We start from the raw sequence: 20,309 nt of genomic DNA, 5'->3' as shown, positions 1-20,309 counted from the left end.
TATTTTTACAATTTTTAAACTGCGGTGGTGTTCTTAAACATATGTCTAATCTCATAAAACTGTTTTCAAAAATTGATTCGCTAATTCCCAAGCACATCAAATTTTTATTTGGTATTTATTTTTTGGGAATTCTTTTTTTCACGTTCATAAGAATATTGCTTCTGTTTGTTAATTGGGACTACGCATCAGACATTCCCGCAAATGAAAAATTTGAAATTCTTTTTACATCTTTCATTTATGGTTTTCGTTTCGATACAGTTATTTCCGGATATATTTTAATTCTCCCGTTTATTTTTCTCTCCATAACTTCATTCTTTAAACGAGAATTTATTATTCCCTATAAATTTGTTTTAGTTTTTACCACTATATTATATTTAGTTACTTTTTTTATTGGTAGTGCAAACATCCCTTATTTCAACTATTTCTTTTCGAATATAACTTCTGTTGTCTTTAACTGGTTTGAAGATTATAGTTTTGCACTAAGAATGATCAGCAGTGATATTTTTATGTCAATTTTTGTATTAATCTTCTTGCTATTAGCCGGGGTTTACATATATGTTTCAATTAAATTTTATCGAAGAGTCAATAATAATTTTAGTCCGAGTACTTCTGCATTTAAATTTTACTCAATACGTATTTTTTCTTTCGTTTTCTTTTTACTTGTACTAATCTTAGCTATAAGAGGTCGTGTTGAAGAGAAATCTCCGATTAGAATTGGAACGGCATATTTTTCAGAATATTCTTTTGCCAATCAGCTTGGATTAAATCCTACTTATACTTTATTAGTAAGTTTACTCGAAGACAAAAAACTTCAAGAAGAAAAAGTCAGTTTCGTGAATGATGAGATCGCATTAGAGAACACCAAACAATTTTTGGGTGTAACTGATTCCGATTTACCAACTCCAATCTCAAGAAAAATTACTGCAAAAAATTTACCAACAAATAAAAATGTCATATTAGTAATAATGGAATCGATGGCATCAGTTAGGATGAATCACTTTGGCAATGAAAGCAACTTAACACCAAATCTAGATAGTCTTATTAATATTTCTATTAGTTTTAGTAATTTTTACACTTCCGGGATTCATACTTACAATGGTGTTTATTCAACTTTGTTTTCATTTCCTACGATTTGGAATCGACATCCAATGAAACCATCTATAATTCCAAATCTTAATTCTATAGTAAGCGAACTAAAAGAAAATAATTATCACACATATTTTTTCGTCGCACATGATGATCAATTCGATAATATGGCCGGATTTCTTTACGGTAATGGTTTTGAAAAAGTTTTCTGTGAACGCAATTATCCTTCCGAATGGATTTTAAGTACACTCGGAGTTCCTGATCATATTTTGTTTGAAGAGACAATTAAATTATTAAACGAAAATTTGGACAATAAACCGTTCTTTGCTTCATTACTTACTGCCAGTAATCATGATCCGAAAATAATTCCGGAAGGAATAGATTTTATCCCGACCGCTGAAACGGAAGACGAAAGATTAGTTCAATATTGTGATTGGTCAATTAAGTATTTTCTTGATAGAGCTTCCGAACAGGATTGGTATGAAAACACCCTTTTCATTTTTGTTGCAGACCACGGTCGAAGTGTTAAACAGCCATATGATTTACCTATAACATTTTTCCATTCACCATTTATTATTTATTCTCCCGGTGAACAATTAACTCCGGCTAAGTACAGTAACTTTTCATTGCAGATTGACGTAATGCCGACAATAGCAGGATTGCTATACATAAACTATACAAACAATACTTTAGGAATAGATGTCATAAATGAAAGAAGACCATTTGCATTTTTCAGTGGTGACAATGCAATTGGAGTGTTAAGCGAAAATGAATATTTAATTTATAAACGGGATGGTGATTTATCTTTATTTAACTACCGAGTGGGAAGCACAAAAAACATTATTAGTGAATACCAAATAAAAGCTGATAGTATGCTTAATTATACTCACTCTATGTTTCAAACTTCGCAGTACATAATTGAGAATTTTTCAACAAAGAATTAAAGTCGGTTTTTATTTGAAAAACAAAAATTTTCATGTATTTTAACAAAACAAGACCTATTGTATAAATAATAATCCAGGAGATTTAGCCTTGAACAAAACTAACAAGCTTTTAGTATTTGTATTATTTTTAACTCTGATTTTTGCTGCTTGCAGCAGCGATGACGATTCAAATCCAACCAAACCGGAAGATCCGGCTAGTGTTGGAACTTATTCAGGGAAAAATAGTATGGATACTACGATGACTATTACCATTTCGAACGTCGATGGGAAAGCATTTGTTACAAGTTATGAAATTCATTATTCAGTCCAGACCGGAAGCGGGACAGCAAGTGGTACTTTTTCAAGATCAATAAGCTCAGGAATGGCTGAAGTTGTAAATAGCAGTTTTCAGTACTCTTTAGGAACGGAAGTTGATGAAGTTTTAACCGGAACAATTAACGGGAATAATATTGCCGGAAGTTTCAAGTTTCCGCCAACTCCATTTGCAGGTGTTGTATCGGGAACATATACTATTTCCAAGTAGAATTTCCTCATTTTTAACCGGGTAAACTTTTTTACCCGGATTTTTTCCTCGTTAAACTTTTTCCACATTATTTTTGTTTAAACGTTATAACAAATTTTAATATTTAGGATATTTATGCGAATTACTAAACTATTCTTCTTTCTCATTATAATCTTTTTTTCAACACACTCTTTGGCACAACAAGGTGGTAGAAGCGGAATGCCGCCTCCATCAATCACCGGTAAAGTCATAGAAGTTGGAACCGGTACTCCAATGGAATTTGCCAATATTGTACTTTTCAATTCGGAAGACAGCTCACAAGTCACCGGCACTATTACAAATAAAGAAGGCATTTTTCTTCTTGAAAGAATTCCGCGCGGTTCTTATTACATAAAAATCAGTTTTATCGGATTTGACCCAGAAATTATTGACAATGTTTTAATTCAAAAACCCGGGCAAATTGATATAGGTGAAATTGTTTTAACTCCCCATTCTTATGGAACTGAAGATATAATTGTTAGCGGACAAAGATCACCGATCTCATACGAAATAGATAAAAAAGTAATCGATGTAGGAAGCCAACTTACAGCAGCTTCAGGCTCGGCGGTTGATATTTTAGAAAATGTTCCATCGGTTACAGTTGATATTGAAGGAAATGTTAGTCTTAGGGGAAGCAGTAATTTTACAGTATTAATTGATGGCCGTCCAACCGTAATGGACGCCGCCGATGCACTTCAACAAATCCCAGCAAGTTCTATCGAGAACATTGAAATCATAACAAATCCATCCGCTAAATATGATCCGGAAGGCACAGCGGGAATTATAAACATCGTAATGAAAAAATCCGAGCTTGCCGGGATAAGCGGAATTGTAGAATTAAACGGTGGATTGAATAATCAGTACGGTGCGGAAGGAATTTTTGATTATAAGAAAAATGATATTCATTTGAATTTTTCAGCTAACTATAATAGACGAATTTTTGAAATGGACGAACAAGAAGAAAATTGGACTTTGAGAAATGATGTTTTTTCCTATTACGATGGGACGGGTGACGGTAACCGTGGTTGGAATGGATTAAGACTAAGCGGTTCGATTGCATATGATTTTGGATTAGGAAATATTATCACATTTGGTGGTAGATATTCCGATAGAACATTTCAAGGAAATTCGAATCTCAATTACAGTGAATGGACATCTAACGAACCTAATAAACTTTTCTATTTTAGTAAATCGGAACGTGAACGCGGCGGAGTAGATTTTACAATTTTCTCTAACTACATACATAAGTTTAATAACAATGGTCACCAAGTAACCGCAGATTTTAGTTTCGAATCAGAGACCAATGATGAATTTACTCTAAACTCATTAAAGGAAGGCAACCAAATTATTAACGGTCAAAGAACTACCGAAAGTGGTCCCGAAAAAGAAATAAGAGGCAAAGTTGATTATACACTTCCATTTTCTGAATTCAGTAAATTCGAAGCCGGTTTTCAAACCGAAATTGAATTAAGTACAGAAAGAACTAGTCTATCATTATATGAATCTACTTTTGAAGATTATATTGAACAACCAGAATTTAACAACGAAACAAATTATGATGAAATAACCCATGCGATCTATTCGCTTTATTCAAATAAGCTAGGAAGACTTGGGTTTCAGGCTGGTGCTAGAGCGGAATATACAGGAAGGCAAATCGAGCTTGTTAGAACCGGACAAGATTTTAATATCGACACATGGGACTTTTTCCCTTCAACACACTTTTCATATGAATTTTTAGACAAGCATCAATTAATGGCAAGCTATACAAGAAGAATAAATCGTCCGCGTGGTTGGGAACTCGAACCTTTTCTTACTTGGATGGATGCATATAATGTGAGAATCGGTAATCCCGCTTTGGATCCAGAGTATATTGATTCATATGAACTTGGTTATCAAACATTTATCGGAAATACGGTTGTATCTGTTGAAGGATATTATCGCGTTGTGAACAACAAAATTGAAAACGTAAGATCGGTTTACGATGATGGAATAACATTAAACTCCGTTGAAAATGTAGGAAAAGATTTTTCACTTGGTACAGAGTTGTTTGTTAATTTCGATCCGATAAAAAATTGGAATATAAATCTTATTGGCAACTTATATGACTATAAAATAGCAGGTCAATTAAACGGTCAAGATTTTTCAAGAAATAGTTTCAACTGGAATGTTCGTTTTAACAACAGCATCAAACTAAGTGAAAGAACAATGTTCCAAATAAATGCAATTTATAATAGTCCTTCGGTTTCATCACAAGGAAGAAGAGAGGATTTTCTCTTTGCTAACGTCGCCGTCAGATATGAAATATTTGAAAATCTACTTACAGCAACCTTACAAATCCGTGATGTGCTAAATACTGCAAAAAGAGAATTTGTTCTAGAAACCCCAGAATTATATTCATATCGATATGGATCAAGGTCCAATCCGCATGTAATGTTAAATCTTAGGTTTAATTTTAACAATTACAAACAAGAACGACGTCCGGACAATGGCGAAGGAGACGGCATGAGTGGTGAAGAGTTTTAGATGAATTAAAGGAGGCTGTCTCAAAAGTAAATTTCAATTAAACAATCTGTGGAATTCAGTTCAAATCTGCGGTATCTGCGTTCCAATTTTATAAAAACTTTACTTTTGAAACAGCCTCTTTTTTATTCAATCTCTTCTATTTCGTTTACTACATCAGCAAGAAGCTTCCATTGGTTATTTTCAATTACCCAAACATGCAAATAGTAAAACTCATAAACTGTTTGAAACTTATCATCTAACGCGGATCCTTTTCCGTAAGTGAAAGCAAGATCATTGTTGATTGATGCTTTTCCTCCAAAAGTTTCCCACTTAATATTTGCGTTTAATGTCGAGATGAATTCTTTTACTTCTTCATCAATAATCGGGAATCTATTATTTCTTAAGATTATTGTCGAATTGTCTGCAAACTTCAGGTAATGGTTTTTTGCAATATCGTTAGCAAAATTCTCTTCGATTGAAATTATGTCTCTATACTCTAGTTGTACATGATCGCTAGGAACATTCACAACAATTGAATTAATTTTTGCTTCTTCGGCAGTTTCAAGTTTAGGATGACTGATTCCCAAATCAATTAAAAATTTCCAGGTATCGTCAGATTGTTTCTCCCATACTGTTACAAATTGTCCGAATGCGATTGATTCATCATTTTCGTTTTGTTTAAATTCCCACGGACCTGTATTTACACCCATCTCGCCAGATGATGAAACAATTGAATAATTCGGATACCATAGTAGCAGCCCGGGTTTCGCCTCCGAGTTTGTCAAAAACTCTTTTCCATTAACCGGATTGGGACGGAATAAAATTCCCTCTTCGGCAATGTATTTTAAAAATCCATCTCTAACGGTTGAATTTTTTGTTGTTTCGGCAAAAGCATATTCGGTTTCGATCAAATTCATTTGCTCTTTATTGTTTGTATTCTCCTGTGATAAAGAAAACGATGTAGATAAAAGCAAAATGATTACGGAACTCAAAAAAAGATTATTCATCTTACTCCCCCAGAATCTTGTTGATACAGAATAATAAAATTGCTAACAACAATAAAATAAATTAATTTAACAGACCTTTCGTCTTAAATAGAATTTTTCTGGAGGATTATAGTTGATACGTCTTAAATCTTATGTAAAAGGTAATTGGGTCGAAGGAACCGGTGATTTTGAAACTTTATACAATCCTGTCAACGGTGAAAAAATTGCCGAGATTTCATCAAAGGGAATTAACTTAAAAGAAACTCTTGATTATGCGAGAAATGTTGGCGGACCAAAACTCCGTGAGATGACATTTCATCAACGAGGAAGAATTTTAAAATCACTTGCTCAATACTTAATGTCTCGCAAAGATGAATTCTATCCACTCTCTTTCCAGACCGGTGCAACTAAAATTGATTCATGGGTTGATATTGAAGGTGGAATTTCAACATTATTTACTTATGCAAGTAAAGGCAGACGCGAAATTCCCGACGGTAAAGTTTGGGTTGAAGGTAATATGGAGATGCTTTCGAAAGAAGGTACTTTTATAGGTCAGCACATATGTGTTCCGCTTCAAGGAGTTGCTGTCCATATAAATGCATTCAACTTTCCGGTTTGGGGAATGTTGGAAAAATTAGCTCCGACATTTTTAGCCGGAATGCCTGCAGTTGTAAAACCGGCCCCGGTTTCATCACATCTTGCCGCAAAAATGACAGAAGCAATAATTGAATCAGAATTACTTCCCGAAGGTTCGCTGCAATTAATTTTAGGTGAACCTTATGATTTACTTGATTACTTAACAAATCAAGATGTAGTTACATTTACCGGTTCTGCTGCAACGGGACAAAAACTTAAATCTCATCCGGCAATTATTAAAAACTCTGTTCGATTTAATTTAGAAGCTGATTCATTAAATGCTTCGGTTCTAGGTCCGGATATAACTCCACAAATGGAAGAATTCAATTTATTTGTCAAGGAAGTTGTCAATGAAATGACTTCGAAAGCGGGACAAAAATGTACGGCTATACGCAGAACAATAGTTCCGAAAAATTTAATGCCTCAAGTGACTGAAGCAATAAAAGAAAGATTAATAAAAATAAAAATAGGTGATCCTTCAAACAGAGAAACCAGAATGGGCTCACTTGGCGGAAAAAGATATGTTGAACTGTTAAAAGAAAAAATCGAGTTACTTAAACAATCGATGGAAGTTTTATATGAAGGCAATGAAAAATTTCACAGCAAAGATTCATCATTCGTAAACCCGGTTTTGCTAAAGTGTAATGATCCGCATAACAATTCATCACCGCATGAAATTGAAGCGTTTGGACCTGTAAATACGATAATGCCATATAATTCGTTTGAAGATGCAATTAAAATTGTAAATCTAGGACAAGGCAGTTTAGTTGCATCTATATTTACAGCGGACTCTACGATTGCCGAAAAATTTGTACTTGGTTGCGGTTCATTTCATGGAAGAATTAATATTATAAACAAAGAATGCGCTAAAGAATCAACCGGGCATGGTTCCCCGCTTCCTCATATGACGCATGGCGGTCCTGGGCGTGCCGGCGGCGGTGAAGAACTTGGCGGTATAAGAAGTGTCTTAAAATATATGCAGAGAGTTGCTCTTCAAGGTCATCCGACAATGTTAACAAAGGTTAGCGGACAGTATTTAAAAGGTGCTGAATACAAACACGATAAAATTCACCCGTTCAGAAAATATTTTGAAGAATTGGAAATTGGTGAAACATTAATCTCACCAAGAAGAACTGTTACCGAAGCGGATATCGTAAATTTTGCCGGTGTAAGCGGAGATTATTTTTATGCCCACATGGATGATATTGCCGCCAAAGAATCTATGTTTGAAAAACGAGTTGCACATGGATACTTTGTGTTATCAGCAGCAGCCGGATTGTTTGTTCACCCGGCTAAAGGTCCTGTTCTTGCAAATTATGGTTTAGAAAATCTTCGGTTTATCAAACCGGTATACATTGGTGATACGATACAGGCGTATCTTACTTGTAAAAGAAAAACATATAAAGAAAAACGTCAACCCGAGGATACGCCAAACGGAGTTGTTGAGTGGTACGTTGAAGTAAAAAATCAAGAAGATGAGATTGTTGCCGTTTACACAATACTTACACTTGTGGAAAGAAAAGAAGATAACTAAATTGATTATTCAGTTTTCAATAGAATATGAACTATAAAGAGGAGTTAGATGAAAAATATAATAATAAATTTACTACTTGGAGTTTTTATTGTTTCATTAACTTATGCCCAAAACGATCAACCACGATTGAGTCCAAAAGCTTCTATCTCTCAAGTTATTGGATATACAGAAGTTACTATCAATTACAGCAGACCGGGTGTAAAAGAGCGTACTGTTTGGGGAGAATTGGTTCCCTATGATAAAGTTTGGAGAACCGGGGCTAATGAGGCGACCACTATAGAATTTAACAACGATGTAAGAATTGAAGGAAATGAAGTACCAAAAGGAAAATATAGCTTGTTTACAATTCCCGGGGAAATGGAATGGACAATCATTTTGAATAAGGAATGGGAACAATGGGGCGCTTTTAAATATAGTGAAGCCGCAGATCAACTCAGATTTAAAGTTAAACCGCAAAAAAGTGAATTCACCGAACGTCTGACATTCTCAGTAGATTACCTTTCGCCTTATTCGGCAAATATTGTTTTGGAATGGAACGAGATAGAAGTTTCGTTCAAAATAGAAACAAATTAAATATCTAATTTTCGGGACGAGTTACGGCTTGTCCCTATTTTATTTAATCCCTCCAAGTTGAACAATTTTTCGTAATTTTTGTTTAATAATATAAGTCATCATTAAACTCATTATAGATTAAAACAATTTTATGAAAAAATTTGATATACCCGATCATTATAGAAGTTCGATAATTTCCACAATTAAAGAACTGCGAAAGATAAACGATCCGCGCAAAAAAGATTTTACACCAACCGAATTAGATTTTGGTCCGATTAAATTTTTTATAGCTCGTCATTTCGGATTCTGTTACGGCGTCGAAAACGCTATAGAAATTGCATACAGAACAGTCGAAGAAAATCCCGACAAAAGAATTTTTCTTTTAAGCGAAATGATACATAATCCTGGGGTCAATGAAGATTTACAGAAACGTGGTATTAATTTTATAATGGATACTGAAGGAAATCATTATTTCAAATGGGAAGAAATTACAAGTGATGACATAGTATTAATTCCAGCATTTGGAACTACACTCGAAATTGAAAAGAAACTTAAACATATGGGAATTCCTACAGAACGATACGATACAACATGTCCGTTTGTTGAAAAAGTTTGGAACCGTGCTTATGAATTAGGAGAGAAAGATTATACAGTTGTAATTCACGGTAAACATAACCACGAAGAAACTCGCGCAACATTTTCACACTCAGTTAGAAATGCCAAGTCAGTTATTGTTAGAGATATAAAAGAAACTGAGATTTTAGCAAATATAATTCTGGGTAAAATTCCCCTATTGGATTTTTATACATTCTTCAAGGGAAAATATTCGGATGGATTCGATGTTTACAAAGATCTAATGAAAGTCGGAGTTGTAAATCAAACAACAATGTTAGCAACAGAAACTCAAGAGATTGCAGATTTACTGAAACGAACGATGTCGGATAAATATGGTGAGGAAAACATCAAAGACCATTTTGCGGATACAAGAGATACGTTGTGCTATGCTACCAATGATAATCAATCAGCAACTTATGGTTTGATGGAAACGAGTGCTGATTTGGCTATTGTTGTCGGCGGATATAATAGTTCCAATACATCACACATAGTAGAATTACTAGAATCCAAGTTTCCGACATACTTCATTAATAATGCAGCCAAAATTCTTTCGGAAAAATCTATTAGACATTTCAACATTCATTCAAAAGAAGAAAAGACAACCGGTAAATACCTTCCCGAAGAAGAACCGATTAAAATAGTTTTAACCAGCGGTGCATCTTGTCCGGATGCTTATGTTGATGAAGTACTTACCAGAATTTTATCTTTTTATAATGATGTAAAATCGATTGAAGAAGTTATCAAGAGCTTTAAGCAGTAATTCTTACATTTATTGGCAGACAAATCCAACGTCTTTACGATTAATTCAATAACCGGAATATTAACCTATCCGATCCCAAAGTTTAATGCTTGGAATCTTACGGAAGTGTGAATCGTAAGTTATTAATGTTGAACCGGTTTCAAAAACATGTGCGGCAATCCAGAGGTCATTAATGGGAATCGGAGAACCTTTCATTTTTAATTGATGCTTTACGTGTGCAAAGAATTCGGATGTTTCGATTGTTGCGTTAATAATCTCAACAGAGGGTTTTTCAAAAAAGCGAGTTAAAATATTTTTGTTTTCCTGCTCCTTACTACCACCCTTAAATCCACTTAGTAATTCGCCGATTACAAACACAGAAAAGAAAACGATATCCGAATTTTCAATTTCCTTCAAAACTTTTTCATCACCGGCGAGCAAATTACTATATGCATTTGTGTCCAACAGTACTTTTTTCACTTCCAATCGTCCTCGTTCACTTTACTAAATTCCTCGGTTCTTTTTTGGAATTGTTTTAGTTCCCGCTTATCCCAGACACCTAAAAACTCTTGAAACTCATTTCCCTTCTTATTTTGTTGGGAGCGAATTCCGAAGTGCTCTTCAAGAATTAACTTAATAGTCTGATTTAAACTTGTACCCTTTTCCTTTGCTCGTCTAGTTAGATACTGGTACAATTTATTATTCATGTTATGTAATGTTATCGATTTCATTTGGATAGTGAACCATTTATGGATCAATTTGGTTCAAAAGTAGTTAATTATTATTTAAAAATAAACGTAAATCGATGTGAACTAACCCAAATCTTCTTTGGTTAATTAGTGAATTTCCAATGTAAAACAATGGTTAAACCAAATCAGCCAAAGAACTATAGTTCGGATCAAACAATCTTCTGTAAGATCTCATCGCAAATGAATCAGTCATTCCCGCAATATTATCACAAATTAATCTGGCTCGTTCGAATTTATCTGAACTATTTACAACTATTTTGTGACTGAATTCGGGAATTAATTTCATGCCGGAAATTTTTTCAATATAATTTTCGCGCATTACACTAAAAAAGTTGGTTAACATGTAATCGCCTTTAGATTCCATTTGATGCAGTTGTGTTGACTTAAAAACAAGATCGACAGCAATATTTTTATAGAAGTTTGCTTTCTCTAAACAACTATTGTCAACTACTAAAACATATTTATAACGATTGGTTTTATCATCAAGAAAAGTTTTGCGTTCTTTGATTGAACATGCTTGTATAAAATCACCAACTTGCGAACCGAGTTTTGGTTTATACTTACTTTCTTTTATCCAATTAATCAGTTCTTCTAGATAATTAATTTCATTCTTATTTAGTGAAGTGCTGTTTCCATAATTAACTAGTTTTGCTATGTTAATAAATCCGCCGGTAATACTATCTTGAATATCATTAATAGCATAAGCGGTATCATCTGCCCAATCCATAATTTGGCATTCAATACTTCTGAATGAATCAGCTTCCTCGCCGTGAGCAAATTTTTCATGGATATCTATTCCACCGAATACAAAATTCAAGTACTCTTTGTGATTATCATATACATAATGATTGAGAGGATTTTCAAGTTCGCTAAATAAACTTTTATATTTTAGAATGCTGTCTAAAAAGGCACGGCATGGATTCATTCCTTTACGTGAATCTTCGGTTCTATAAAGCGTTTCCGTAATAATGCGAAGAGTTTGGGCATTTCCTTCAAAGCCGCCGTATTCTTTCATCAATTTATGAAGTGTTCGTTCACCGGCATGACCGAATGGCGGATGACCCAAATCATGTGCAAGACATGCAGATTCAACTAGGTCGGGATCAATAAAATAATCTTCACTAAAGAAATCTTTTTCATGATGTTGAATGAAATTGCAGATTGATCTTCCGATTTGTGCAACTTCAATTGAGTGAGTTAATCTCGTTCTATAAAAATCATATTCACCCGGCAAAAATACTTGGGTTTTACCTTGCAGTCGCCTAAACTCCGATGAATGGATGATTCTATCTCTATCAATTTGAAATGCATTTCTATAGTCATTTTCCCGTTTACTATCATACAGACGCTCAGTATCAAAATCAGTATAAAATTTGTTGTTCATATTTTACTCAATTGATATGATTAACTGATTTAATTTAAGAAAAGTCCATTTTATATTCATTTTTAATATAGATCGAGTCTAATTCGCACATCTTCGCCGAAAAGTGAATTCGTGTAGCAAAAACAACCACAAACCTAATCGTAAAATCTTTTCAAGTTAATCATAAGATTTGCTCTAACACATCGAAAACACACTACATAGATTTGTCTCAAGAAATTTAATAAATGAATTTTATTCCAAAAACAGAGAAGGAACAAATCAAATGAAGTCATTCAACAAATACTTACTTCTAATAGTAATGCTTCTGACAATAACGACTTATTCACAAGTAAGAAAGGAGTGGGGATTTGGTATTTCGATTGGTGATCCAACGGGATTAACTGCAAAGTATAATGTTAATCAAATAAACGCATGGAACTTCAATTTAGGTAGTTCATATTTCGGCGGGTTAAGAATCGGAGCTGATTATTTATGGCATTTCAACGCATTCAACTCCAGATACGTCGCAATGCATGCCGGATTTGGGGGAGTACTTGGGTTCGGAACTGGTAAATCATTTTTTTACAAAGATAGAGGAGATCTTTTCTATATAAGAGATCGCGGTGTTGGAGTTGCTGTCCGCGGTATTGTAGGTATAGATTTTTATCCTGGTTCATCACCTTTCGAGATTTACTTTGAATTAGGACCACTTTTAGGTTTTATACCTAAAACCGGGGGAGCATTAGATCTTGCTTTAGGATTTCGCTTTTATCCTTAAGCAATAATTATATAATGAAAACAAAAAAGGAGTATCACAATGAAAAAGCACATTAAATCATTGCTATATATAATATTAACTACGTTTATTCTTGTCGCTTGTAGTGAAGATAGCGATTCAAATCCGATTGATGGAAATGGAAATGAGACAATAGTAAAAGGTCGTGTAACTGATAATGACGGCTATGGAGACGGATTGAATAAAGTAAGTGCCGGAGTGGAAGGAGCAACAGTTACAACTGCTGAAATTACATCAAGCGGTACACTTGTGACAACATCCGAAACAAGTGTTCAAACCGACGCAAATGGAGTTTTTGAAATCAATACTAACTCGACAGGTAAATCAAATGTAGTTATCTACGCCACAAAAGGAAGTAGTGAATGGAAAGCTATCATTAGTTCTGAGTTATCAGCTTCAAATGATAACTATTGTCCTCCACTGAATACCGAAACAACAGCTGAAGCTGATGTTTACGCTGAGGTTGTTTCCGACAATAAGGCGAATGTAGTTAGTTATCATGACGTTGCTTTTCATATAAGTAGTGAGCTTGCAGCAAAAATTAAAAGCGGTGTAATAACAAACACTGAAGTAAAAAATGCAATAGTTGCAAAAGCCGAAGCGCGTGCTGCCGCTATAACAAACTCACATTATGGATACTCAAACGCACAATATGAAGAAGCAAAATCCGTAGATGAAAGCTCTCAAAAGGAATTTGAACGTGATCTTTATTTTAGCAGTGATACTGAAGCATCTTACAGAACTGCTTGGGAAAAATACTATAATGCAAGGGTCAATGGTTATATCAATACTTCTATTTCGATGACTCATTATGCTCAAACTGAGGAAATCTCAGGCAAGGCAATGTTGAAATTCAATAGCAACATTGAATCAAATTCACAATTTGAGATGGCAAAACGAAACGCATATTTTAAAGCGAAATTAATTGCCAAAGCAATGCTCGAAGAACATGAAAAAGCCGGTGCAAGCGAACAGCATCGTCAAAATGTTGAAGAAGAAAACAATAACTTATTGCTTGCTATAAGAAATTCAACTTCGATAAGCGGAATTTCACAAGCATACGCAGATTACCGATCATCAATTAAATCAAATGTTAAGTCATCATTCAGTTCGATTTCAACTTCCCTTACAGTTGTCGAAACTGCAATTGAAACCTCATTAAAATCTACATTTGATTCTTCGGTTGCTGCTGCGGCTAATATTCAAGCTTTGATTACTGCATATACTACATTTTATGCAAGTATAAATGCGACGGTCTCCAGTGAGCTATCATTACCAAATTCGACACAAATTCAAGCAATAGCAAATATCTATTCCATGATTTATATGCAATCATAAATTCTCATAAACCTCCCCCCTCTATAAGCCAAGCCCGTCACATGACGGGCTTTTATTTTTTCTCATCTTAAAATTATTTTCGTAAATTCACTCAGATATAGTTAATTGATTGGATTTATGAATATTTTTTCCATTATACCAACCATTGCTTTATTAATTAATGGATTTGTTGCGATTTATATCTTTGCACAAAAGAGAAAAAATCGAATTAATAGAGCATATATTTATTATTCGATAAATCTTTCGTTTTGGATTTTTTGCGAGATAATACTTCGGCAAGATATTCCATCAGATTATATTCCTCTTATTTTTAAATTAGCTTCAATTGCCTGGCTGTCAATTGGATTCTGGTTTCTAAATTTTACTTATGAATTCATCGATAGAAGAAAAGATTGGATTTTTTATTTTCTTCTCGCTTTAACTGTATCAGCGGTTGCACTTTCAATTCTTACAGATTTGGTATTCGACGGCTATAACAATTATTACTGGGGTCCTGATGAAGATATTGGTCCGATGTTTATCCCGCTTGTTATGTTGGTTATCACCTTTCCGGGCAGTTTTTCTTTATATCTCATTTACAAAAAGGCTGCTGATTCTAACAATGAACTGCTGAAAAAATCAGCTCCGCTTATCATAACAGGCTCTTTAGTTTCACTTATTATAGCATTAATTTCTAATGTACTGCTGCCTTACATATTACATCAAAGAACATCTTTTCAAATTGCCGAATCAATAAGCGTTATTCAATCTATCTTCATATTTGTTGCTGTTTATAAGTATAGATTATTTGGTCTGGGTATCGAAGACCTTTCCTATAACATTTTTAGTTCAATGTCGGACGGAATAATCATTACCGACTCAGCCAGAAAAATTTTACACATGAATAAAAGCGCTGAAAAAGTTTTTGATACTCAATTATCAAAAGTTCGTTATAAGGAAATTAGTTCTCTAATAAATGGATTAGAATTTCTCAATGATAATACAACGGAAGAAAGAGAGTTATTGTTTAATGACCAAATTAAACATATCGCGTTAACTAAAAATCATATATACCAATCGGAAGTATATATTGGATGTATGCTGTTAGTACAAGATATTACCGAAAGAAGAATTACTGAAAAAAAATTAATAGAAAGTGAAGCAACATTTTCAACTCTTTTTGAATCAGCCCCGGATGCTTTAATAGTTGTAGATGATGAAGGAATTATAAATCAAATAAATGAACAAGTTGAAAAACTGTTTGGATATTCCCGCGATGAGTTGATTGGAAATACTATCAATGTATTGATTCCGCCTAAATATCACGAGGTTCATACCCAACATATTAAAAATTATCAGCAGCAGCGTCGTAAACGAGAAATGGGAGCACATTTAGAACTATTCGGTTTGAAAAAGGACAAAAATGAATTTCCGGTTGATGTTATGGTTAGCCCAATTACGATATTTAATAAAAATTATACGCTGACTACAATCAGAGACATCACTGAACGCAAATTATCTGAAAAGCAACTTCTAGAAAGCGAAAAGAGGTTCAGAACAATTTTTGAATTACTTCCCCATGGAATAGTTAAAACAGATGTTGAAGGAACAATAGTAGTTGCAAATGCCGCTTTTGCCAGAATGCACGGATTTAACGTTGAAGAAATTGTCGGCACTAAAATCTGGGAACTTCAGGCAAAAGAAGATGATGTTGACTACATGAAATTATTTATTGAAAAAGCAATTAAAGGTAAGGTGAATCCGCAAACTGAGTTTGTAAAGCGAAGGACAAAAGATAATAATATTATTGATGTTCAAGTTGATTGGAGTTATAACAAAGATGAGGATGGAAATATAAATAGATTTATTGCAATAGTAACCGACATAACCGAAAGAAAAAAAATTGAAAATGACATTAGAAAGAAACGTTTATTACTAAGTCAGGCAGAACAACTTGCGCATTTAGGAAGTTGGGAATGGGATATCGCGAAAGATCAACTTTATTGGTCAGACGAACTCTATAGAATATTTGGTGTTGACAAAAACACATTTACTCCAACTTATGAGAAGTTTATAAACATGCTACACCCTGACGGGAAAGAGGAAGTTTTACAAAATGTTCAAAACTCAATCAAAACTGCGAGGCCTTTTTTCCATTTCGAAAAAATCGTTAGACCAAATGGGGAGATAAGAATATTATCTACAAGAGGAATTATACAAACTAATTCTAAAAATGAAGTGATTGGAATGTATGGTTCTTGTCTGGATGTAACCGAATTCAAAAAAATTGAAGCAGATCTTTTAAAATCACAAAAACAATTACGCGCTTTATCCGCAAGTTTACAATCTACAAGAGAAGAAGAAAGAACTAGAATTGCCAGAGAAATACATGACGAACTTGGGCAAGTTCTAACCGCAATTAATATGGATATCGGTCTATTAATTGATGATTTAGAAAATAATGTAAAACTCCCAAAGGAAGTCCTTCTTAATAATCTTAAACCGATTGAAAAATTAATTGAAAAGTTAATTAAATCTGTACAAGATATTTCAACAGAACTTCGTCCGGATGTGCTCGATCATCTAGGTTTAATACCCGCCCTTGAGTGGCACCTCAAAGAATTTGAAAGACGATTTAAGATTGACACAAAACTTGAAAAATTAATTGATGATTTAGAAATTGATAATGATAAAAAAGTCGGCATATTTAGGGTTTTTCAAGAAGCTCTCACCAATGTCGCCAGACATTCGAAAGCCACCGAAGTAAATGTAATACTTGAAGAAAATGATAATAAATTCAGCATGAAAATTATTGATAACGGAATAGGCATTAATGAAGAATCAATTGATGATGTTGCATCAATCGGAATTATTGGGATGAAAGAGCGAGTGAGTTTATTAAGTGGATCTATTTCGATAACCGAAAATTCTAACGGCGGAACATTAGTTGAAGTTCTAGTACCAATTAACTAAAAGGAAATTTATATGAGAATAATTCTCGTTGATGATCACGAATTAATACGTGAGGGACTTAAAAAGGTAATCGCAAAAGAATCCGATATTGATGTTATTGGAGAAGCTCAAAATGCTGACGAAATGTTCGAGCTTTTATCTAAAAATAAAATTGATATCGTCATTCTAGATATTACTCTTCCGGGAAGAAGCGGTTTAGATTTAATAAGTGAAATAAAAACACATTATCCCGACACCCGGATATTAATTTTAAGTATGCATCCGGAAGATAGATTTGCGGTTAGAGCACTTAGAGCCGGTGCTTTTGGATTTATAACAAAAGGCACCGCTTCAAAAATTTTAATAGAAGCCTTAAGAAAAATTGCTGACGGAAGAAAATATATCACACCGACACTGGCAGAACACTTAGCTTTGGAGTTGGATGTTGATCATGATAAACCCCTGCATGAAAATTTATCAAATCGTGAATTTGAAGTTATGCGTTTAATTGCCGAGGGGAAATCTGTAAGCGAAATTGCTGAAATGCTTTTTATAAGTGTGAATACTGTCACATCTTATAGATCTAGAATAATGGAAAAAATGAAAATGAAAACTAATGCGGAAATTATCAGATATGCGATTGAGCAAAATCTGATTACATAAAAATTATTACACTTCGGTAAAACTAATAAGTAGTCGAAATAACCGCATAATATTCGTTGTAATTACCGCAACTCACTTCTAAAAATCTCTACACAAAAACCAATAATTCGACACTAGACAGAGCCAAAGAAAAACCAATATCTTTATCAGTAATTTTTGGGGTAATTGATGAAAGTTTTAATAGCAGATAGATCTTCAAAAATAAGAGAGCGAATTAAAGAATTAGTAAATGATGCTTATACAAATCCCGAAATTTTCGAGACGAACTCTTTTCATGAAGCCATTAAAGAAATCAATTCTCAGAAACCGGAGATAATAATAACCGATATTGATCTTGAAAATGGTTCGGGTCTAAACCTACTCCGGTCTATACGAAATCAAGATTCAAAATCATTAAAAATTATTTTTACCAATCAGTTAAAATATAATTTCGAGGAAATCAGCAAGCAATTAGGGGCGGACTATTTCTTATACAAAGGGCATGATATTGTTAAGATAAAAAATGTAATTAATGATTTTAGATCAATTTTTTTTCAAACTTCATCCGAACAGAATATATCAACCAAATAGTTTTAATTTGTTAGCAAGGATTTTTAAATAGATTCTTGTCTCCCCCCAAATAAATATCTTCCAAAATTCCTTCAAAAAAGATTAAATAATCACTCGTTTTTTTCGATAATAAATGAAAGTATAAAGTAATAGAACGAAAAAGATGAAGAAACTTTTTAATATTGTGTTTTTAGTAATACTCACAAATTTAAGTGCTCAAGAAACGATAAAACTAATGACTTATAATTTGCTTAATTATCCGGGTAGTACTTCCGAGACAAGAAATCCATATTTTCAAAAAACGTTAAAATATGTACAGCCACAAATATTAGTCGTTCAAGAAGTTATTTCTCAAGAAAGTATTGATGAGTTTTATACTGAGGTATTAAAACCGATTCCTCAAAATTATAAGGCAGGGTCATTTATCAATGGACCGGATTCGGACAACGGTATTTATTATGACTCAACCAAATTTGAGTTTATTAGTAATATCCCGATTACAACAGAGCTTCGGGATATCAATCAATTTACACTTTATCATCCTCATAGTACCGATACTTTAATAATTTATTCGGTTCACCTAAAATCAAGCACAGGTTCAACAAATCAGCAGCAACGATTAGCTGAGGTTGACAGCTTAATTAAAGTAACTTCCACTTTTTCGTCAAATAAATATTACATGGTCGTCGGCGACTTTAACTTTTATTCATCAAACGAACCTGCATACGTTAAATTATTAGACCAATCTCAAACCGGATATTTTATTGATCCAATTACAGTAAGTGGAACTTGGAATAGCCCATTAAATGCTTCACAACATACACAAAGTACTCGAACTGCAGCATTTGGCGGGGGTACTATCGGTGGACTGGATGATCGGTTTGATCTTATACTATTTTCACAATCAATTAATGATTTTGGTGGCATTACATATGTCGATAATTCGTACGTTAACTTCGGAAACGATGGGAATCATTATGATCTTGAGTTAATTGATTTACCAAACTCAGCGGTACCCGATTCAATTGCTGAAGCACTTTATTATGCTAGTGATCATTTACCTGTAATTGCTGAATTTGTTTTTGAAAATGCACTCCCCGTTGAATTGAATATGTTCGAAGGATATGTGTCTAATAAAGATGTCATTCTTGAATGGGAAACGGCAACGGAAACCAATAACTACGGTTTCCAAGTTCAAAGGACAAAGGAAAAAGTCCAAAGTGAAAATCATTGGGAAGAAATAGGTTTTGTGCAAGGATACGGGACAACAAGTTCACCGAAGAGTTATTCATTTACTGATCCTCTTGATCTTAATCATAATCTTACTCGAATTGATTATAGATTAAAACAAATAGATAACGACGGAATATTTGCTTATTCAAAAATTGTAACTGTTGATTTAACTTCAATTACTTCTGTTGATGATGAAGTTATTTATGAGTTTGTATTGGAACAAAATTATCCGAATCCATTTAATCCAAGTACAACAATAAAATTTACAATCCCAAGCGTAGTGGACGCAAAATTTGCGTCCACTACAACAAAACTAGTTGTATATGACATCCTCGGAAGAGAGGTTGCAACGCTTGTAAACCAAAAACTACAGCCGGGCAATCACGAAGTACAATTTGATGCAAGCGATCTTTCAAGCGGAATGTATTTTTATAAGTTAACCAACGGTAAATTTTCCAAGATAAAAAAGTTGATGCTGCTAAAATAGTATCAAATGAACGGAATCCTAATTATCGATTTTTTCCTCAAATTATTTCTTTTCCTTTGGAACTC

Annotated in this window: 16 protein-coding genes; 12 read left to right on the top strand and 4 right to left on the bottom strand. The window is 33.7% G+C overall.

The genetic code is table 11. The features are described 5' to 3' along the window. The first annotated feature begins 41 nt into the window (after window positions 1-41). The 3 genes from QY331_00740 to QY331_00730 all read left to right on the top strand — a co-directional run bounded on the left by QY331_00740 (window position 42) and on the right by QY331_00730 (window position 5,094). Window positions 42-2,030, top strand: a complete 1,989-nt coding sequence (locus QY331_00740; GenBank protein ID WKZ69775.1) for a sulfatase-like hydrolase/transferase — start codon at window positions 42-44, stop codon at window positions 2,028-2,030. 88 nt (window positions 2,031-2,118) lie between these two features. Next, a complete protein-coding gene (locus QY331_00735; GenBank protein WKZ69774.1) occupies window positions 2,119-2,553 on the top strand; it encodes a hypothetical protein in 435 nt (144 codons plus the stop codon). A 114-nt stretch (window positions 2,554-2,667) separates the two neighbouring features. Further along, window positions 2,668-5,094: an outer membrane beta-barrel family protein gene (locus QY331_00730; GenBank protein WKZ69773.1), complete on the top strand. Its 2,427-nt coding sequence runs from the start codon at window positions 2,668-2,670 to the stop codon at window positions 5,092-5,094. 122 nt (window positions 5,095-5,216) lie between these two features. On the opposite strand, the gene QY331_00725 is transcribed toward QY331_00730, so the two are convergent. Beyond that, window positions 5,217-6,080: a hypothetical protein gene (locus QY331_00725; protein ID WKZ69772.1), complete on the bottom strand. Its 864-nt coding sequence runs from the start codon at window positions 6,078-6,080 to the stop codon at window positions 5,217-5,219. A 112-nt stretch (window positions 6,081-6,192) separates the two neighbouring features. On the opposite strand from QY331_00725, the gene paaZ reads away from it, so the two are divergent. The 3 genes from paaZ to QY331_00710 all read left to right on the top strand — a co-directional run bounded on the left by paaZ (window position 6,193) and on the right by QY331_00710 (window position 10,156). Then, window positions 6,193-8,229: a phenylacetic acid degradation bifunctional protein PaaZ gene (paaZ, locus tag QY331_00720; protein WKZ69771.1), complete on the top strand. Its 2,037-nt coding sequence runs from the start codon at window positions 6,193-6,195 to the stop codon at window positions 8,227-8,229. A 48-nt stretch (window positions 8,230-8,277) separates the two neighbouring features. Then, a complete protein-coding gene (locus QY331_00715; GenBank protein ID WKZ69770.1) occupies window positions 8,278-8,802 on the top strand; it encodes a DUF2911 domain-containing protein in 525 nt (174 codons plus the stop codon). 130 nt (window positions 8,803-8,932) lie between these two features. Then, window positions 8,933-10,156: a 4-hydroxy-3-methylbut-2-enyl diphosphate reductase gene (locus QY331_00710; GenBank protein WKZ69769.1), complete on the top strand. Its 1,224-nt coding sequence runs from the start codon at window positions 8,933-8,935 to the stop codon at window positions 10,154-10,156. Between the two features lie 60 nt (window positions 10,157-10,216). Here QY331_00710 and QY331_00705 read toward each other — a convergent pair whose 3' ends face one another. The 3 genes from QY331_00705 to dgt form a co-directional block, all read right to left on the bottom strand. Continuing rightward, window positions 10,217-10,615: a type II toxin-antitoxin system VapC family toxin gene (locus QY331_00705; GenBank protein ID WKZ69768.1), complete on the bottom strand. Its 399-nt coding sequence runs from the start codon at window positions 10,613-10,615 to the stop codon at window positions 10,217-10,219. Further along, a complete protein-coding gene (locus QY331_00700; GenBank protein WKZ69767.1) occupies window positions 10,612-10,866 on the bottom strand; it encodes a hypothetical protein in 255 nt (84 codons plus the stop codon). The genes QY331_00705 and QY331_00700 overlap by 4 nt, the downstream gene beginning before the upstream one ends. Before the next feature lie 133 nt (window positions 10,867-10,999). After that, the gene (gene dgt, locus QY331_00695; GenBank protein WKZ69766.1) at window positions 11,000-12,268 is read right to left on the bottom strand and encodes a dNTP triphosphohydrolase; all 1,269 of its coding nucleotides are present in this window, start codon (window positions 12,266-12,268) and stop codon (window positions 11,000-11,002) included. A gap of 262 nt (window positions 12,269-12,530) precedes the next feature. Between dgt and QY331_00690 the strand changes: the two genes are divergently transcribed. From QY331_00690 to QY331_00665, 6 genes are all read left to right on the top strand, one after another. Further along, window positions 12,531-13,025: a hypothetical protein gene (locus QY331_00690; protein WKZ69765.1), complete on the top strand. Its 495-nt coding sequence runs from the start codon at window positions 12,531-12,533 to the stop codon at window positions 13,023-13,025. A gap of 39 nt (window positions 13,026-13,064) precedes the next feature. After that, window positions 13,065-14,381 (top strand): carboxypeptidase-like regulatory domain-containing protein, encoded by a 1,317-nt coding sequence (locus QY331_00685; protein ID WKZ69764.1) that lies wholly within the window; start codon window positions 13,065-13,067, stop codon window positions 14,379-14,381. A gap of 117 nt (window positions 14,382-14,498) precedes the next feature. Continuing rightward, window positions 14,499-17,333 (top strand): PAS domain S-box protein, encoded by a 2,835-nt coding sequence (locus tag QY331_00680; protein WKZ69763.1) that lies wholly within the window; start codon window positions 14,499-14,501, stop codon window positions 17,331-17,333. Between the two features lie 12 nt (window positions 17,334-17,345). After that, window positions 17,346-17,975 (top strand): response regulator transcription factor, encoded by a 630-nt coding sequence (locus QY331_00675; protein ID WKZ69762.1) that lies wholly within the window; start codon window positions 17,346-17,348, stop codon window positions 17,973-17,975. A 168-nt stretch (window positions 17,976-18,143) separates the two neighbouring features. After that, window positions 18,144-18,545 carry a response regulator gene (locus QY331_00670; GenBank protein ID WKZ69761.1) on the top strand — a complete coding sequence of 134 codons (402 nt, stop codon included), beginning with the start codon at window positions 18,144-18,146 and terminating at the stop codon, window positions 18,543-18,545. A 142-nt stretch (window positions 18,546-18,687) separates the two neighbouring features. Next, window positions 18,688-20,244: a T9SS type A sorting domain-containing protein gene (locus QY331_00665; GenBank protein ID WKZ69760.1), complete on the top strand. Its 1,557-nt coding sequence runs from the start codon at window positions 18,688-18,690 to the stop codon at window positions 20,242-20,244. Window positions 20,245-20,309: the final 65 nt, after the last annotated feature.

It is taken from the genome of Melioribacteraceae bacterium, assembly GCA_030584085.1.
Taxonomy (GTDB): Bacteria; Bacteroidota; Ignavibacteria; order Ignavibacteriales; family Melioribacteraceae; genus SURF-28.
This window is presented reverse-complemented; position numbering and strand designations above follow the sequence as displayed.

Bases quoted from the DNA above. Each gene is read 5' to 3' on its own strand.
- QY331_00740 (WKZ69775.1), top strand. From the start codon at position 42: ATGTCTAATCTCATAAAACTGTTTTCAAAAATTGATTCGCTAATTCCC.
- QY331_00730 (WKZ69773.1), top strand. From the start codon at position 2,668: ATGCGAATTACTAAACTATTCTTCTTTCTCATTATAATCTTTTTTTCA.
- QY331_00725 (WKZ69772.1), bottom strand. From the start codon at position 6,080: ATGAATAATCTTTTTTTGAGTTCCGTAATCATTTTGCTTTTATCTACA.
- QY331_00715 (WKZ69770.1), top strand. From the start codon at position 8,278: ATGAAAAATATAATAATAAATTTACTACTTGGAGTTTTTATTGTTTCA.
- QY331_00710 (WKZ69769.1), top strand. From the start codon at position 8,933: ATGAAAAAATTTGATATACCCGATCATTATAGAAGTTCGATAATTTCC.
- QY331_00700 (WKZ69767.1), bottom strand. From the start codon at position 10,866: ATGAAATCGATAACATTACATAACATGAATAATAAATTGTACCAGTAT.
- dgt (WKZ69766.1), bottom strand. From the start codon at position 12,268: ATGAACAACAAATTTTATACTGATTTTGATACTGAGCGTCTGTATGAT.
- QY331_00690 (WKZ69765.1), top strand. From the start codon at position 12,531: ATGAAGTCATTCAACAAATACTTACTTCTAATAGTAATGCTTCTGACA.
- QY331_00685 (WKZ69764.1), top strand. From the start codon at position 13,065: ATGAAAAAGCACATTAAATCATTGCTATATATAATATTAACTACGTTT.
- QY331_00680 (WKZ69763.1), top strand. From the start codon at position 14,499: ATGAATATTTTTTCCATTATACCAACCATTGCTTTATTAATTAATGGA.
- QY331_00675 (WKZ69762.1), top strand. From the start codon at position 17,346: ATGAGAATAATTCTCGTTGATGATCACGAATTAATACGTGAGGGACTT.
- QY331_00670 (WKZ69761.1), top strand. From the start codon at position 18,144: ATGAAAGTTTTAATAGCAGATAGATCTTCAAAAATAAGAGAGCGAATT.
- QY331_00665 (WKZ69760.1), top strand. From the start codon at position 18,688: ATGAAGAAACTTTTTAATATTGTGTTTTTAGTAATACTCACAAATTTA.